Source organism: Synechococcus sp. CC9605 (assembly GCF_000012625.1).
Classification (GTDB): Bacteria; Cyanobacteriota; Cyanobacteriia; order PCC-6307; family Cyanobiaceae; genus Parasynechococcus.
Genome location: NC_007516.1, coordinates 136,671 through 153,249, shown reverse-complemented (window position 1 = coordinate 153,249; position 16,579 = coordinate 136,671). Strand labels below are relative to the sequence as shown.

The 16,579-nt window shown below is 41.4% G+C and carries 12 protein-coding genes, 1 tRNA gene, 1 other RNA gene and 1 pseudogene; 10 read left to right on the top strand and 5 right to left on the bottom strand.

Annotation, left to right across the window (positions count from 1 at the left end; all coding sequences use genetic code 11):
- Nucleotides 1-56: 56 nt before the first annotated feature.
- The 3 genes from SYNCC9605_RS00755 to SYNCC9605_RS00745 all read right to left on the bottom strand — a co-directional run bounded on the left by SYNCC9605_RS00755 (nucleotide 57) and on the right by SYNCC9605_RS00745 (nucleotide 1,052).
- Nucleotides 57-521, bottom strand: coding sequence for a hypothetical protein (locus SYNCC9605_RS00755; RefSeq protein WP_011363186.1), 465 nt, complete (start codon nucleotides 519-521; stop codon nucleotides 57-59).
- A 37-nt stretch (nucleotides 522-558) separates the two neighbouring features.
- A complete protein-coding gene (locus SYNCC9605_RS00750; protein ID WP_041434327.1) occupies nucleotides 559-885 on the bottom strand; it encodes a hypothetical protein in 327 nt (108 codons plus the stop codon).
- Nucleotides 886-978: 93 nt separating this feature from the next.
- Nucleotides 979-1,052, bottom strand: a tRNA-Arg gene (locus tag SYNCC9605_RS00745).
- Nucleotides 1,053-1,090: 38 nt separating this feature from the next.
- Here SYNCC9605_RS00745 and rnpB point away from each other — a divergent pair.
- The 10 genes from rnpB (at nucleotide 1,091) to SYNCC9605_RS14385 (ending at nucleotide 14,719) form a co-directional block, all read left to right on the top strand.
- Nucleotides 1,091-1,481, top strand: an RNA gene (rnpB, locus tag SYNCC9605_RS13510) — RNase P RNA component class A.
- Nucleotides 1,482-1,508: 27 nt separating this feature from the next.
- On the top strand, nucleotides 1,509-2,234 hold the full coding sequence (gene rnc, locus SYNCC9605_RS00740; protein WP_011363184.1) for a ribonuclease III: 726 nt from the start codon (nucleotides 1,509-1,511) through the stop codon (nucleotides 2,232-2,234).
- Nucleotides 2,231-2,413 carry a hypothetical protein gene (locus tag SYNCC9605_RS00735; RefSeq protein ID WP_041434326.1) on the top strand — a complete coding sequence of 61 codons (183 nt, stop codon included), beginning with the start codon at nucleotides 2,231-2,233 and terminating at the stop codon, nucleotides 2,411-2,413. The genes rnc and SYNCC9605_RS00735 overlap by 4 nt, the downstream gene beginning before the upstream one ends.
- A gap of 995 nt (nucleotides 2,414-3,408) precedes the next feature.
- Nucleotides 3,409-5,394 carry a hypothetical protein gene (locus tag SYNCC9605_RS00730; RefSeq protein WP_011363183.1) on the top strand — a complete coding sequence of 662 codons (1,986 nt, stop codon included), beginning with the start codon at nucleotides 3,409-3,411 and terminating at the stop codon, nucleotides 5,392-5,394.
- Nucleotides 5,391-6,926, top strand: coding sequence for a hypothetical protein (locus SYNCC9605_RS14400; protein WP_011363182.1), 1,536 nt, complete (start codon nucleotides 5,391-5,393; stop codon nucleotides 6,924-6,926). Before SYNCC9605_RS00730 ends, SYNCC9605_RS14400 begins: the two co-directional genes overlap by 4 nt.
- Complete coding sequence (locus SYNCC9605_RS14395; protein WP_011363181.1) at nucleotides 6,923-8,062, top strand: hypothetical protein; 1,140 nt, start codon at nucleotides 6,923-6,925, stop codon at nucleotides 8,060-8,062. The genes SYNCC9605_RS14400 and SYNCC9605_RS14395 overlap by 4 nt, the downstream gene beginning before the upstream one ends.
- Nucleotides 8,059-9,096 carry a hypothetical protein gene (locus tag SYNCC9605_RS14390; RefSeq protein ID WP_011363180.1) on the top strand — a complete coding sequence of 346 codons (1,038 nt, stop codon included), beginning with the start codon at nucleotides 8,059-8,061 and terminating at the stop codon, nucleotides 9,094-9,096. The genes SYNCC9605_RS14395 and SYNCC9605_RS14390 overlap by 4 nt, the downstream gene beginning before the upstream one ends.
- A 145-nt stretch (nucleotides 9,097-9,241) precedes the next feature.
- Complete coding sequence (locus SYNCC9605_RS00725) at nucleotides 9,242-10,285, top strand: NAD-dependent epimerase/dehydratase family protein (RefSeq protein ID WP_041434325.1); 1,044 nt, start codon at nucleotides 9,242-9,244, stop codon at nucleotides 10,283-10,285.
- Between the two features lie 373 nt (nucleotides 10,286-10,658).
- Complete coding sequence (locus SYNCC9605_RS14220; protein ID WP_257929767.1) at nucleotides 10,659-13,106, top strand: glycosyltransferase family 4 protein; 2,448 nt, start codon at nucleotides 10,659-10,661, stop codon at nucleotides 13,104-13,106.
- Nucleotides 13,103-14,719, top strand: a complete 1,617-nt coding sequence (locus SYNCC9605_RS14385; RefSeq protein ID WP_011363177.1) for a hypothetical protein — start codon at nucleotides 13,103-13,105, stop codon at nucleotides 14,717-14,719. Before SYNCC9605_RS14220 ends, SYNCC9605_RS14385 begins: the two co-directional genes overlap by 4 nt.
- 377 nt (nucleotides 14,720-15,096) lie before the next feature.
- On the opposite strand, the pseudogene kdsB reads toward SYNCC9605_RS14385, so the two are convergent.
- Both kdsB and SYNCC9605_RS00715 read right to left on the bottom strand, forming a co-directional pair.
- Nucleotides 15,097-15,821, bottom strand: a pseudogene (kdsB, locus tag SYNCC9605_RS00720) (3-deoxy-manno-octulosonate cytidylyltransferase).
- Nucleotides 15,821-16,522, bottom strand: a complete 702-nt coding sequence (locus SYNCC9605_RS00715; protein ID WP_374699859.1) for a hypothetical protein — start codon at nucleotides 16,520-16,522, stop codon at nucleotides 15,821-15,823. Before SYNCC9605_RS00715 ends, kdsB begins: the two are co-directional and overlap by 1 nt.
- Between the last annotated feature and the right edge of the window lie 57 nt (nucleotides 16,523-16,579).

The following is a 16,579-nucleotide window of genomic DNA, read 5'->3' as shown; positions in this document are numbered from 1 at the left end:
AGTACAAAAAAGCCCTGGATTCTTAGTCCAGGGCTCTGATGCAGGGGCCTAAGCCTTCAGCTGCGATCGGGTAGGTCCGGCGTCTGGTGAAGCAATCGATTCAGCCGCAGACGATCCACATTCAACGGATCGGGTGCCAGCTCGCCGGCCAGTTCGCGGAACTTTTGCTCGATCTCCTCAGGCACGCGCACATCAAACACGCGCTCCATCAAGGCCTCAATTGAGAACAGATGAGCATTGATGTTCTCCAGGTCAGCAATGGCCTGCTGGAGGGCATCTCCGGATTCCTCCGGGACGGGCGCACCTGCTGCAGGCTTCGCAGCGGCAGCATCAGGGATCTGGCGGGACCCATGTTGCTTCTGCAGATCTTCCAGAACGCGACCGGAAAGAGTGCGGAACGATTGGAGTGCTGCCCAGTTGAGCTCCTGTTGCTGACGAAGTGTTGGAGATTCACGGATCAACCGGTCATGCTCCCGGTAAAACCGTTGGCAATCCGGGCACTGGCAGGGCTCTTCCGGCAATGCAGTCCCTCGCGGTCATCCCCCACTATGCCACTGATCAAGCAGCCTGAGGCCCGCGATCCTCCTCGGGCTGAGATCCACCCTCAGCAGCCGTGTCGGGCAGGGGGATCTCAATGGACGTCACCACACCAATCACATCCCGCAGACGCATCGAGTCGGCAAACCAACCCATAGCTTGTTCGGTGTCGCCGCGGCGTTCGGCGTCACTGGCTTGGTCCTCATGGGCTTCCGCCAGGAGAGCAAGCCAACACAGACAGCGGGCCTGAACCACCGACAGGTCTATGTCGGTGGGCTGAGATTCCGCAATCCGCTCACTTTCCTGCTGCACCAACAGCCGCAGACGGAGATCGTGAAGCTGGGTCATGGCACCCACACCCGGTTGCAACAACCCTAGCGGTGGTAAACGATCTGCCCACCCCACCAGATGTAGCGCTCACTACTTCTTCAGTAATTCTCACGGGGCTGGCGGGACTCGAACCCACGACCTACGGTTTAGGAAACCGTCGCTCTATCCAGCTGAGCTACAGCCCCAGACCTCTGAATTATGCCCACGAGGCATGATGAGATCTGAAAGCAGGCGAGGTGGTTGCGGCCGATCTCTTTGAGTGTCGGCTGAGGAAAGTCCGGGCTCCCTGATGGCCAGGCTTGCTGGGTAACGCCCAGTGCGGGTGACCGTGAGGAGAGTGCCACAGAAACACACCGCCGATGGCCGGTTCGCCGGCACAGGCAAGGGTGCAAAGGTGCGGTAAGAGCGCACCAGCAGCATCGAGAGGTGCTGGCTCGGTAAACCCCGGCTGGGAGCAAGGCCAAGGAACGACGGCTGGCCATTGGCCCCGTTCCGCTTGAACGCGCCGCTTGAGGCCGTCGGTAACGGCGGTCCCAGATAGATAACCACCCACCCTCTGCAGACCAAACTCTGTGAGGCGTGAACAGAACCCGGCTTATGTCCTGCTTTCACCAACCTTTCCGCGTTGCCAAGGACTCCCTGTGGATCCATCCCGCGCCGCAGAACTCACCGACCTGATCCAGCGCCTCGATGCTGAGATCCCGATCGAACCGGAGCTCCTGATTCTGGTGGATCAGGCAATGACCCACGTCTCGAGCGGCCGAGACCGGAACCTGGAACGGCTCGAGTTCCTTGGTGATGCGGTGCTGCGGCTTGCCGCCACCGAATTCATTGATCGCCACCACGCCGATCTCACGGTGGGTGCCTGCTCCAACCTTAGAGCCCAGCTGGTAAGCGACCGCTGGCTGGCTGACGTGGGTGAAGCTCTTGGCATCGAGGAGCACCTGCTGCTGGGGCGGCACGCCCAGGGGGATCGTTCCGCACGATCCAGGCTGCGGGCCGATGCCACCGAAGCTCTGATCGGTGCGTTGTACACCGCCCTAGGCAACCTCAAGGCGATTCACCGCTGGCTGACCCCCCACTGGTCTGCCACCACCCAAGCGGTGCTGGCGACTCCCCATCAGTTCGGCGGTAAAACAACACTGCAGGAGTGGAGCCAGGGCCAGGGCCTCGGCCTGCCCCGCTACGCCACCGAGGAATGCAGCCGCCAGCACGGCGACCCCGAACGCTTCCGCTGCCAGGTGAGCATCCAAGGCAGGAATCTGGCGGAAGCCAAAGGCAGATCCCGCAAGGAGGCCGAGCAGAACGCGGCAACAGCCGCCCTTCAGGCCCTGGAAGGCAGCGACGCGCCGCAGAAATCGCAGTGAAGGGAATCCCTGCGATGACCCTGGCGCCCCCAGCTGCTGCAGACCAGCTCAGACGGCCGCTGCTGGTGATGGCGCACCCCCGACACGGTCGGGATTCCAGTGGGGATGGCAGTGATGCCAAACCCAGGAGCATCACCACCAAGGCCAGCAGCCGCCTAAGGCGAGACGATCATTACTAACCCTTCAGTAGCCACAAGCGCTATCGCGTGGCCGAGTTCGATGCCAATGGCCGCGTGCTGAAACTGGTGAAAACCACAACAGACAAGTAGCCGCTACGTCGTCACCGACTTGTACTTCTGCAACAAGAACGTTGTGGGGCGGCCTCGACAGGTCGAGCCTCTGCTCATGAGGAAATAGAGATCAGCGATCTCAATAAGAAGTAACTCATTGAAGGGTTACTGCAGGTGGAACTGATGGGCCGTGGTAGGGCCTGGCTTGACACCGGCACCTGCGACACCCTCAACAATACAGGCCCTACATCCGCACTCTAGACACCGCCAGAGCCTGAAAGTGGACTGGCCAGATGATGTGATCTAGCGTCACAACTGGATCATCGACGAACAACTCGACCAAATGGCGCGAGCGTTAAAGAAGAGTGACTACGGCTGATATCTACTCCAAATGCTCGAGGAGAAAGTGAGGGATCACACAGCTCTGCGCACCAGCCTGTAAGTAAGCCATGCAGTTTCAACAACTCACAACCTTGTCCGGTGTATGAATGCAAGACCCCCTGCAAATCACGCCGGCACCTTTGGCGATCACCGTGACTGGACGTCGGCGACGAACCCACACCAGAAATGGTGCAGTAAAGTCTGCAGGAGGACCATAGAGTCAACCTTAGATTGGCTATCAGAACAGCACCGTTAGGGGAGAGAAGCAAAATGACTAAAGCCTAAACAACAAAATTTGATATAGTGGAATAGTATATTCAATGCCAAATAATCTGGCATTGAATGGCTAACTTCGGCATGCAACTAGTGCGAAGCTAATCATCTCAAAATTGGGTTAAAGTCATGCTTGAACACTCACCACAGAAGCACACAACCGCAAAGGCGCTAATTCAGCAATACAAATCAACTGCCTAACCCTAAGGAAGGCAATTTTGAATACCGAAATGACAAAGAAGAATGATTGCAATAATTTTTAGATATAACGAAACTCTTCAATCAATGAAATGCAATTTCTAAAAGAACTTCATGAGCTGGAAAGAGATAAAAGATACAAAGAATATTGCAGCTTAGCGGAAAAAATATTAAAAGAAGAAAAAAACAACATAAGCCCAACCAACTCGCTGCACATAAGAAAAAGAAGGGATTATTACCTAGCAAAATTAATTCAAAGAGAAAATCAGAATTTTGAAATTAAAACAATATTAGACAGCCTAAGCAATGAAAACCTGGAAATTTTGAAAAAATGCTGCCCTGGGTTTGCAGATGAAAAGGACGGAAAAGAAAATAAAAAGCAAATAGAGAAGTTAATAACAAGAAACACTCTAATCAGCACATCAATTACAAAAAACAAAAACCTAAAGGTAAAACTTGAACCTGCAGGAAAATCGCTTAAAACAAGTGGATATTATTTTTACCAAGCATTGCTAACACCTGATTTGAAGCTAAAGCAATTGAAGAGCCAATCCGAAGGAGAATTTCAGGGACTTGAAACAGTAGTAGTTTCCTTGGACAATGAATTTATGCCAATATTTATTATTGATGCAAATTCAGATCACAATGAGATTAATGATTTAGAGATAATTTATTTTCCTTCGTTGATTCCAGGAGGGTACCATTATTCTGAATTGGTCGACGCATATAACGAATTTGGCATAATAGAGTCGCTAAATAAGTATACAAACAAATTAAGGGATACACCCAACAAATGCAAAATAGATTATTTGCTTATGAAAACTGGGCATCAAGACATAGGAATAGGCTATGCAAACGAGGATTTCCGCAAATGGATTAAGGAGGTACATGGAATAAAAATACTAAAAGAATATGACCCAAACTGCCAGGGCACAACACTAGCCATACCACAAAAAGCATATCCAACGATATCAACAATTGTGAACGGTATTGTTAAAGTTATTGATTCCGACATGGATGTTGATTCAGTTGACATTCTTATTACAAATGAATACGATAGCAATCCTCTCTATAAACTTCAAGCCTCATTCCCAAAGAGGCAAACAGAGAGCCTGAAGGAAACCAATGATTCATATCCATATTTAATAAGCAAAAAAGCTTCAGAAAATCCACAGTACAAAGACATAGAGGGGCCAATATGCATCTGTCCAGGTGAAAATAAAGTACCATATAGTGCTCACCCTGTTCTGCCATACGATATTTTGAAGGAAGAAGACATAAATCCGGCAAATAAAGCATTAATCATTTTAGTAAATACAGATAAACCAGAAAATATAACAGAAGAAATGATTCTCTCTATACATCATCAGAGCCAGGTTCGAACAAAAAAAATTGTCTTCAAATCTAACAGCAATAACATAAATAAGCTGAGAAAAAGAATGGTAAAAATATTAAAAGAATGGCAAATTATCATAGATTTTGATATTATTACGGATGTAAAGCAACTTGCCTCGATCATAGACAATAAGTCGCATATTTTATTCATAAATGAGAATATTGTACTCCAAGATTCGAATGTCATCTCAATACTTCAAAGTAACCTTAATAAATATAATGCATTTTCGAGTGGGTGCATATTAAGTTATCTGAGTAGCTCGAAAAAAGGTGAATTATATGAGAATATAAGTTGTGGTATGTATCCAACATTTAATAGCTTTTCACAATCAGGCCGCTTAGCACTTGTAGCCAAAAATCTTACATCATTTCTGTATTCATCTGAAATCAATGTGCTTTCAAATCACTATGATTTTTGCTTGTACAATAGCGAAACAATTTTGGCAGAGATTAGAAGAAACGAGGTAGTATCGGATCTAAATCAGTTCTTGGTTCAACTTTCATGTAAAGCAGTTTTAGCTGGCAAAAATAATGTATGCTCTACTCGTTTAAGTGTACAATACATTAACTATCCTACAATCAATTCAACAATCACAATAGATAGATCTTTAACAGAGGATATTATAAGTAACTTCATAAGAATTGAAAAACAGGTAACTAATATCAAAGAGCTTACGCCATGAAAGCTTTAATTATCTATCCGAACAAAGAATGGATGAACTCGGGCGGTGCAAGAATTAGATATAAACGCCTAGAGCCATTTATAAAAGCTAAAAATGTGGAGCTAGTTTATAAGCCAATTAATAAAGTCTCGGTTAAATTACTTAAAGAAGTAAATATAGCTATAATAGTAAAAGTATATGGCTTAGATTCTCTCCGTATAATCTCTTTTTGCAAATCTTGTGGGATCGGTGTTGGCATTGATTTGTTTGACGACTACTTTAGCGATGAGACATTAAATTTACTTCATGATAAATATAATTGGATAAAAATCGCATCAATAATGTGCGACTTTGTAATATGCTCGACAGAAAAAATGAAAGAAATAGCTGCAAAGTTCGTACCAAAAAAAAGCATCCATTTAGTTAAAGATACTTGTGAATCTAATATTTTATCAGAAGAAACAGAAGAGCTGATAAGTCAAAAGGTTAATTCGTGGAAAGCATCCGGCCATTTAAATATTCTTTGGTTCGGTATTGGGGATAATCCATATTTCGAAGTTGGAATAAAAAATTTGGCCAATTACTCAAATTCATTATTCCAATTTAGAAAAAGTTTTGGTTCGATCACGTTTACTATTTTAACGAATGAACGTGCGCTCACTCAAGAAAATTTATCCTTCATATCAAATCTGCCAATAGAAGCTAATGTAGAATTATGGTCACCTCAGCTAGAAGCTAAATTATTGCGCGAAGCTCATGTTACAATAATACCTGTGAGTCATCAACAATTTTCAATTGCAAAGTCATCTAATAGATGCATTACGGCATTGTCTTATGGCTGCCAAGTGTTGTCTAATGGCTATAACTTATACAGTGATTTTACAGATCTGATCTACCGCTCCACAGGTGAGTTAATTCATCATTACAAGCACGATACTTTAAAGCTTAACAATGATTCACTTCCAGGGTTTATAGACAAATGTAATGCAAATTATAACCCCGAAGCTCAAGCGGATAACACAGTTAGATTCTTCAAAAAAACATTAACGGTAAAGCACACTGTTGAACAAGTACAAATAACAGCGATACATTTTAATTTAGATAAACAAAAGTTGTCGGCAGATTTTCCAGTCGATCAATTTCCCATAGCTAATGCTATGAGGCTTTCAAGGTCAGGATTTTGCAACTTTGGAATTGAACAATATAACAACGAATATTACATTCAATTTACCGATAATTGCCATGCACACATTCAAACAAAATGGAAAGAGCACTTAGAGAAAGTACATCTCAGCAATATCACTGTATTGCAATTGAATATCAAAAAAATAAAGAATTTAGCGCCTAATATCGCCAAAGATGTTGATAGGATATTAAAATATAGATATAGGGAAGAAAGATTGGTAAGTCCTAGAAATCATATAAGGCAAAGGATTCTCTTCTTATTCATAAGCAAGTCTTTAAGCTCTCTTCTTCAAGAGGCATTCAATTGTAAATATACGTATTTGACTGATTTAATGACTAGGTATCAAGTCTCTGGGGGTAGACCATGAGTGGATCTTATTTTGCAGGATACATAGTAAATCTATTACAAGATGTAAATATACTTAGGTCACTAATTTATATAGCTGCGGATAACCTAAATTTAAAGCCAACAATTCTAATAACGCAAGGATTTACAAAAAGAGACAGCCAGGCGGCATGGATGAAAGAACTTCATTCAATGAAATCTGAAATTAATTGCATACTTTTTAACATTGAAAGTCAATATGAAACATGGAAACTACTAAATCAGTTTGAGGGTGGATTTTTAATATCTGCAAGTGAAAGTGACTTACCTGCTCATGAAGAGACACACGAAATATTCAAGTTGGCACCAGCAAAAATATCTACAGTCACTCTTCAGCATGGCTTTGAGTGCGTCGGTTTCTTAATGAATAAGAACCACCAACAAAAATGGGGAAATTCTGTCGGCTTTGCTGCTGAATATTTGTGTGGATGGGTTCCTGCAAGACTCCAACGCAACCTGCGTCCATTGCATAGAAGCAAGTATATTAACCTAGGTCCAACAGCTTGGATTAAAAAAACAAATAAACGCAACCTTCAACCTAAAATAACTAAAAATATGAGCGAACCTATTGGCATTGTGTGTGAAAATCTTCATTCAATCAGATACGGAAAAAAACACAATGTAAACCAATTCATGGAACAATTTTTCGGGCTAGCAGAATATTTAAAAGCAAAAGGAAAGAAAGTAGCCTTAAGGCCTCACCCGGGAGGACAATATACCATAAAAAATAAAATAAAATTGCCGGAGAATGTTATTCTGGAAAATAGACCTTCTTATGCTATCAGATGGTCAGATTATTCATATGGAATTTCAGCACCTTCTTCAGTATTGTTCGATATGTTAAGCAACAATGTACCGGCATTAGTATGGCAAGATCCTTGTCAAAGTATTGATATTAATCAAGTATCATTTCTCCCAATCGCACAATCCACAGAGGAAATGATTGCTTTTTCAAATTCACCAATTTACACCGCCCCATCACAATTTAGTCAACAATTAAAATATATTCTGAGAGATAACGATCAAATAGCTGAGGACTACACATCATTTCTAGACTATTTGATTAGATTTTCGCCTGATACAAGAGATGCGACAAAAAAATATGAGGTGATAGAGTGAATATTTCAATCTTATGCGAAACAGTTGAAGCTACTCAAGTCATATCTTTTCTTTTCGACCAATCTTCAATTAAAGAATCTGAACAAATTAAATTTTCTTTGCATCAATGGTCAGAACTGAAGACGTTAAGTCGCATAGAGGCCTATGCTGAAATATTTAATTGTAATTACTTGATATTGTCTCGCTGGTATGATTTTAATTCATTTAAGGGTATATTAGACGAAGCTAAGCGACTAAATAAAAATGTATTTTTGCATCTTGATGATTATTTATATGATGTGCCAAAGTCTATTGGTAAGGGCAAATGGGAGCACTATCATAATAAAGATCGAATGAAAGCGCTCCACGATGTGACAAAGTCAGTCAAAGGGCTGATTGTGTCAACATCAAGATTATGCTCGGAAATTCAAAAGATACTTCCCAATATTTCAATCTATACGTGTCCTTTTTACAAAGTCTTTGAAGCTCCCCAATTAAACGATAATGATTATATTAAGAGTCCATATCCAACAATTGGATATATGGGTACAAAATCTCATATCAAAGACCTTGATATAATTGTACCCAAGATCGAAAAATTAATGAATAACCACAGAAATCTTAAATTCGAATCATTTGGTTTACAGCCACCAAAAACATTAGTTAAAAAATTCCCAGATAGATGTACAGCTATTACTAGAGTATCAAACTATCAAGAATTTAAGACAGTATTGAAATCGCGTGGATGGTGGGTTGGTTTAGCTCCATTAATCGAAAATAATTTCAACTACTGCAAAGCAAATACCAAACTTCTGGAGCATATACAAGCAAAAATACCAATAATCGCGTCCAAGTTTGGTCCATATGAAGACATTCCATGTTTATCGCCTATTCATTCTAATATAAAAGAAGAATCATGGATGGAAAATATATCACGAGTTCTTTACTCGAGGTCTTTAAGATCAAAATTGTATCAAGCACAGTTAGATTATTGTAAACAGTATTCTAATCCATTTCACCTCGTTGAGTTTTACAAAAAATTAAACACAGTCTAACCTCCAGAAGAAATTCATTAACAAAGATCTTAACATTCATCAGTCGCAATTGTATTTTTTAAACTAGGTCAAACATGAACTATTTAATATTCTGATGGAGGCGCTCATTTGATCTATAATACAAAAATCAATCAAGCACATTGATATGCAAATTATAATCACAGGGGCAGCAGGCTTCATTGGATTGCGCCTTGCAAAAGCGTTGATTGCGCAAAATCACGAAGTTGTCGGACTTGACAACTTCCAGCCGCAAGTCCACGGAGAAAAGCCTCAGAAGAATTTCGACTTTCCAATTCACGAATGTGATATTCGAGATTTAGATGCCTTGATAGAAATTTTTCAACAGCATAAATTTGATATTGTTTATCATTTGGCAGCAGAGACAGGAACAGGACAGTCATTTGACGAACCATCTAGATACGTTGATGTAAATGTACGTGGTACTACAAATCTTTTTGAGGCTCTAAGAGCTAGTGGTCATACTTCTGGAAAGATTATTCTTTCAGGCAGCCGGGCTATCTATGGTGAGGGACTTTATATCAATTCTCTTGGTGAACCCAAGAAAGCAAAGTCTAGGTCGTCAGAATGTATGAAAAGAGGTGACTTTAAAGTTTATGGCGAGTGTGGAACTTTATTGCAAGCTAAAGCAACACCGGAAAATTTCTTTCCTAAACCAGATTCTGTTTATGCAAGCACAAAACTCATGCAAGAGCTTCTACTTAAAAACCTGTGTTCCAATATGGATTGGAATATTCTACGCTTTCAGAATGTTTACGGCCCTGGGCAGTCGTTAAACAACCCCTACACCGGTGTACTATCTATATTTTGTTCTCAGATTAAGGATGGAAAAACCCTGGAAATATATGAAGATGGTGAAATTTTTCGTGACTTTATTTATATCGATGACGTAGTTAGATCATTGGTTGCTGCCATAAATGCATCATCTGGCGAAATTATTAACATAGGCTCAGGTATTTCCACCTCAATCATTGATATCGTGAATATATTGTGTCGGCTAGCTGAGGAAAAAGGATTCCACCCAGAATACAAAATTACCGGTAAATTCAGAGATGGTGATATTAGATTTGCCCAAGCTGATATAACAAAAGCATTTCAAAGTTTAAACAGCTGGGAGCCGAAAATACCTCTTGAGGTGGGATTGAGAAATCTTGTTGATTGGAGTCTTTAATGAATAATTACATCTCACCGCATGCTAATCTACCAAATGTAGGCATAGGAGTGACAATCACTCAGAATCCTTTTTTATTCAAACAATATTAAAAGCAATGAAAGATTAGAACAAACAGACTTTATGGGCCGATGAACAAGTCGTCACTAAAACTTTGCATATTGCGTGTGCTATAATGTACAATATTATAAAAAGAGATTTATGAGCATGCCAATATCCTTTTGAGGCGAAAATCATGTAAGTATCTTTATCAACTATTTTTTATAATCTTTTGATGAGTTATTCGGCACCAAGAAAAATTTTCTGGGTTGTTCCTTCCCTCAACCTCAATCAGGCTAGCGTCAGGCTAAGGTGTCTCCATATTGCGAGAGGATTGGAGAAGAATTTCGGTTACGAAAATTATTTCCTTACGGACATAAAAAAAGCAAAAAATCAAATTGAACCAGAATCATTTTTATTCATAATAAAAATGCCAGGTCTTAATATTATTGATTTATTGGTTAAAGGTAAAGCCCTTAATTGCAAAGTTATTATTGATATTACCGACACCGTATGTGATATTCACTACAAGAATAATGACTTCGGAATCAATAGTTGGATTTTAAACTCTTTGATTGATCTCACTGATGCAATATTTGTCCCAACCGCAAAGATGCGTGATCACTTAATTAAACATGCAGAGAATTCAAAGTTGTCTATTTGGCGAAACAAAGTTTACATAATACCGGATATAGCTGAGAGTATGCAAGATTCATTAAGCCTGTGCGAGTATAAGTCAGAAACATTGAAGGATAAAACTGCTATTAGTATTGCTGAAAACATTAAATCTTCGCTTGGGCATACTGAAGGGAAAACTCAAATAAAGCGTGTTTTGTGGTTTGGAAACGCATATTCTCCAACATCAAATATGGGCATATCTAGCTTAATTCCACATCTTCCAGCCATTAAAACACTGCAAAATAAGCAGAACTTTGATTTAGTTATTTGCACAAATTCAAATGCTGATCTTAGAACTTTAAAATCCTTTGGCATTAGATATAACTTAGTTGAATGGACACTTCCTGAAATATTCAAACAACTATCTTTAGCATCAATGTCTTTAATAACAACAGGTGATGACGAGCGCTGTATGGGAAAATCAAACAACAGGGTTTTATTTTCATTAATAAATAATTGTCCTGTAGCTGTAATTAAACATCCAAATAATAGTGAGTTTGAGTTGTCAGTCGATAGGAGCTTGAAGAGCGCAATTCAGAAATATTTATTTTCTAAGAATTCAAAGAAAGAACGTACTAAAGCCTTGAATGAAAATAAGACTATTTTGAATAGATATACAATAATTGAAATTACTAAGGTTTATAATTTAGTCCTTCAAAATATTTGGTTATCGTCTTTGGCTTCTCAAGAACATTATCCAACTATACCAAATGAAAAAGATGTAGTATCAATAATATGCGATAATCTTTCAGTAGGCAATATTAAAATCATTATTTCATTGCTCAATAGCTTTATCCCTTCGTATAGAGTGAATTACATACATTTTACGCCTCTAACGGAAAACCATATAAATCACTACTCCTCAAATCAGATAATTCCCCACCTTTTAAAACTTGATGATATCGAGAAAGCGCGTAATTTTCTTAAAAACAACGTCAGCCTTGTCATAAGTGATGAACTAAATGCTAATATTTCAAAAAAACTTTTTGATTGGACTAACGCCATTAACCGATTTAGTAGTATTGCAACTAACTCATCGACTGTTTCTATAATCAAGCAATCATCGCTAAAAGAATTTCTGATCAAATATTATACCAGATCAGAATCAACTAAACACAATAATCTTAGCAGAGTCCCTGAGAATATTCCCGGCAGATATCAACCATTAGACATCTCATCAAGTAACACTGATCTTTTATTTGTATGTGGAATTGAGGCCAAGAATTGGATTTTAGATGGTATAGCTAAGGAGATAGGTTCGAGATCTCAAAACTCATGGTCAATTTTTTATTGTGATAAAGTTCCTAAACACCTTCCTAAGGCTAAAAATTACTTTTTTATGCATCAGGCATTACTTAAGAAGTTTGTAAAATTGAGATTAGTTGACTTATCACAAGGTAGTAACATCAATTGTTGGTACACACATCCAAGAGATGAAGATAAAAAAAGCATTGATCAATTTCTAGATATTTTCTCAAAAGTAAACAAGATAGTTTTCGCCTGTTCTAAAAACTATGACTTATGGATTTCCAGAGGTCTTAATCCTATTAGAGGATGTGTTGTACTCGGTGGTTTTGATTCAGCGAGATTTACTGCTCACGACCGAAAGCTATCAAACACCATAGGAGTATGCTCATCATTCTATGAACGGAAAAATCCCGAATTACTTTTTAACTTAGTATCTAAAATGAGAGATAAAAAGTTTATTTTACTTGGTAAAAACTGGGAATCATATGCCAGATATGAAGCATTAGTCGGTCTTGGCAATGTTCAATATGTGACTGCTAAATATGAAGACTATCCTGATTATTACAAAAAATTTAAGATATTCTTGAGCACATCAAAATTAGAAGGTGGTCCTATACCCCTTATGGAAGCGATGGCTTGTAACTGCTTTCCAGTTGTCAGCGAGACGGGGTTTGCAAAAGATATTATTAGTCATGGTAGTAATGGGTTTTTGTTTGAGACATCATCAACGGCAAACACAGTTTCTGAATTAATTGAAAAGGCATACATTATGGACGATATTGATGTTAGTTCCACCGTCAGTGAGTATAGTTGGGATAATTTCTCCGAAAACATTTACAGAGTTGTTGGAATATGAATAGCAAAAATACGCTGAATCTTATTTCTACCAAAAAAGCAATTTTCAAAAAAGAATATTTAGAATCACAAATGAGATTGGTGTCTGCAATAATGACATCTGAACAGCAAAAAATTATTAATAAGTTAATTAGCACATTTTTAATAGATCTGATTTATAAGAGTGTATTCAAGCGCACTGGCGAAATAAATATTCTTGCATTAACTACTCACGATCCCTTCCTAAAGATAATCTGTGATATTCTCGAACAACATTATTCGGGGTGTGCTTTAAGAGTACGTAGTTATGAGCATTCACACAAAAAGAGCGATAATGATTTAAAGTATAAAATTAACCAGTTGCAGATAGATGAAGGCATAAGTTGTGACTTATGCTCCTCTTATGTAGCATTATCCGAAGACTTCGTTCATAGTTTTTGTCAAGGGTTTTTATATGATTTACCCACTTACAAAGATGGAAGCGGAATATTACATATAAGTATTCTTAGTTTACTACTAAGAATTTCAAAGAGAGTAGATATTGACTACATTAAAATTTCTAGTGCTTGCGACAAAGCCCTGAAAGATATTCAAACGGAAGTCAGTCATGGAAATGACAACTTGACCTTTGTTAGATTTCAAGCTCCTGGATCAATAAGGTTTGAAACTCTTGCTATTTCAGATTCAAATAAACTATATTTGCCATCAATAGTTCCCCCGTACATGGTTCGACGTAGCGAACAAGTCGCGATAGTATATAAAAATAAATCCAATTCTAATTGGTCAGAGCTTCCATTTAATTGCAAGAATGTTCGCTACAGCGTAAGTGAAAAAGATATTTCTAGTGAAATGCTTTATGCATATTTGAATCGTGGTGGTGGTGGAAATATGGTTATGTCTGCAGTTATTTCTGGAGCTGGTTGTAGACATTCCTATGCTGAGGATTATAAAGGTTTTACTGAGGGTGTTCCTGTCTGCTGGGGTGTACTCAGAAATTCAAAGAAAATTATAGATGATGCAATAAACCGTGATCAACACTTTGTTTATATTGATCATGCTTATTTTAATAGAGGTCATGGCAATTCTTACAGAATCAGTATTAATTCTTTTGAATGCAATATGCTTAGACTATGTCCAAGCAGTAGATCTAAACAATTAAATGTTTCGTTAGATCCTTGGAACACGCGAGGGGAAAAAATCATAGTTTGTCCGCCAACTGATTATTTTTCTGAAGCACATTCAGTTCATGGTTGGTTGGATAAAACTATTAATGAAATTAAGTTGTACACTGACAGAAAAATAGTTGTACGCAAAAAACCTAAACTGGATGAAAAGCCTATCCCACTTGCAGAACAATTACAAGAAGCACATGCTCTCGTAACTCATTCGTCAAACGTAGCAATCGAAGCAGTATGTCTAGGAACACCTGTGTTTGTCTCTAAAACTAGTGCTGCTGCACCAATTGGCTTGACAGATTTATCTATGATCGAAAATCCTATATATCCGGATCGCTCACTTTGGATTAATAACCTCTCGTATTGCCAATTTACCTTGAGCGAGATTGAGTCTGGAAATTTCTTGCATATTATAAATGAATACTACGGCTATAATCTTGCCTCGGATGCAATTAATTAAAGACTTAGCATTTGATTTTGCCAGCAAATATTATACATGAATAGAATTACCTTTCGGGATAAACACATCGCATCTTGCCCCCTCTAGAGAGATGCATTTCTTAGAACTTGACTTTTAAATTTTAATAGTCCTTTTATTGAGCGCATTAGTCAATATCAAAAAATTGGACCTGCTCAAATGCTGAAGCAAAGGGTTAGTTGCCCGTTAACCATCTAGCTGTTGATATTTGTTGAATGGATGCTTCTGGATTGATCGTCAATCGCGGAGCATGAAGCTACATGGGTTTCAAGACCTACTGCAGCCACCACTCAAGAGAATCGTTGGTGTGTAAGAGGCATATCTCACGGCTACCCTTATGTTTGTCTCGACTAAGGTCTTCAAATCATCGCCCGGGCCTGCTCCAGCTGTTCGGCGGTGTCCACCGACAACGAGGTGCCCTCGACCCGGAAGGTGGCAATGGTGAGGCCGGCAGCTGATCCCATGCAGCCAATACATCTCCCCGGAAGCCGTACATGCCCACATGCCCCCAGTAGGTGGTGTGCTGATGCCAATCCGCCTCAGCTATATCCCGCACGTGGGGGATGGCGGACCGTGAGAAATAGAGCGCACGGCCGTCATGGGCCAGCAGGGTCTTCACCACATTGGGATTGTGGACCGATTCGGGCTTCAGCCCGTAGACGGGGGTCACGACCGCCGGCACAGGATCCTGACTCCGAAATTCCTCGGCCATGGCATCGATCACAGCAGGTTCGATGAACGGTTGATCGCCCTGAACGTTGATCACTGCGGTCTCTTCAGCCACAGGATCCGCATCGCCCCAGCCCAGGGCCATCAGAGGGTGAGCCACCGATGCGATGCGCTCACTGCCGGAGTTGCAGGATTCCGACGTCATCAACACTGGGAACCCCCAACCCTCAGCCAGGGTCTGAAGTTCGGTGCTGTCGGTGCACAGCACCACCGCTTCAACACCCTGAGCCTCACTGCAGCGTTCCAGCACGCGCTGAATCATCGGCTTACCGCCGATGTCGGCCAGCACCTTGTTGGGGAGTCGAGATGACTGAAGCCGGGCCGGAACGGCCACCACACACTTACGAATCGCCATCAATCCCAGAGTTTCATTGCATCGTCGCGGGCGCTGAACCATTCAGCAGCCAGAGGGCCACCCATGGTGCGCTGTTCGCGGAACCAGGGGCCACCCAGGGTCCAGTGCAGCATTGGAGCAGCCTGCTCGGACTCCGGTGGAGCCTGCACATCCACCAGATGATTCCAGCCCCCCTGGATGGCGCCGATCTCATGATCACCCTCCAGCCAGTGGAAGCGGTGAAGCTCCAACCCCGTGGCTGTGTTCACGTAATCGGGCGTGAGCTTGGTGCAGCGGCTGCAATTGAGCAGCATCAGTGAACTCCAGTTCTTCTTGGGGTAGGGGCTCTGCACCTCGCCGAGAAATTTCACGGTCTCCCCAGGCACATGCTCGTGCTGCACGCACATGGCTCCATAGGCGTCATCGCGCTGATCCCAGAGTGCCTTGATGTCAGCCCGGCAAAGCATGTCGCAATCCATGAACAGGGCCCAGCCCTCGTACCCCATCAAGTAAGGCACCAGAAAACGGGTGAAGGAAAACGCCGTGCTCTGCTTAGGGTCCCGCTCGCGCCGGAACAGTCCTTGAGCCTCCAGCTGAGGTGTCACCAGCGGCGTGATCGCCAGAGGAACGCTGCTGTTTTGATACAAGCTGTCGATCAGAACGTTGGTCGCTGCCCGTTCTCTCGGGTCGTAGCCGATGAAAATGGGAATCGGCTGGCTGATGCTCGACACAGGCCGTCAATGGCTGCTAAGGAGATTAAGCGGTGGTCACGGGTTCAA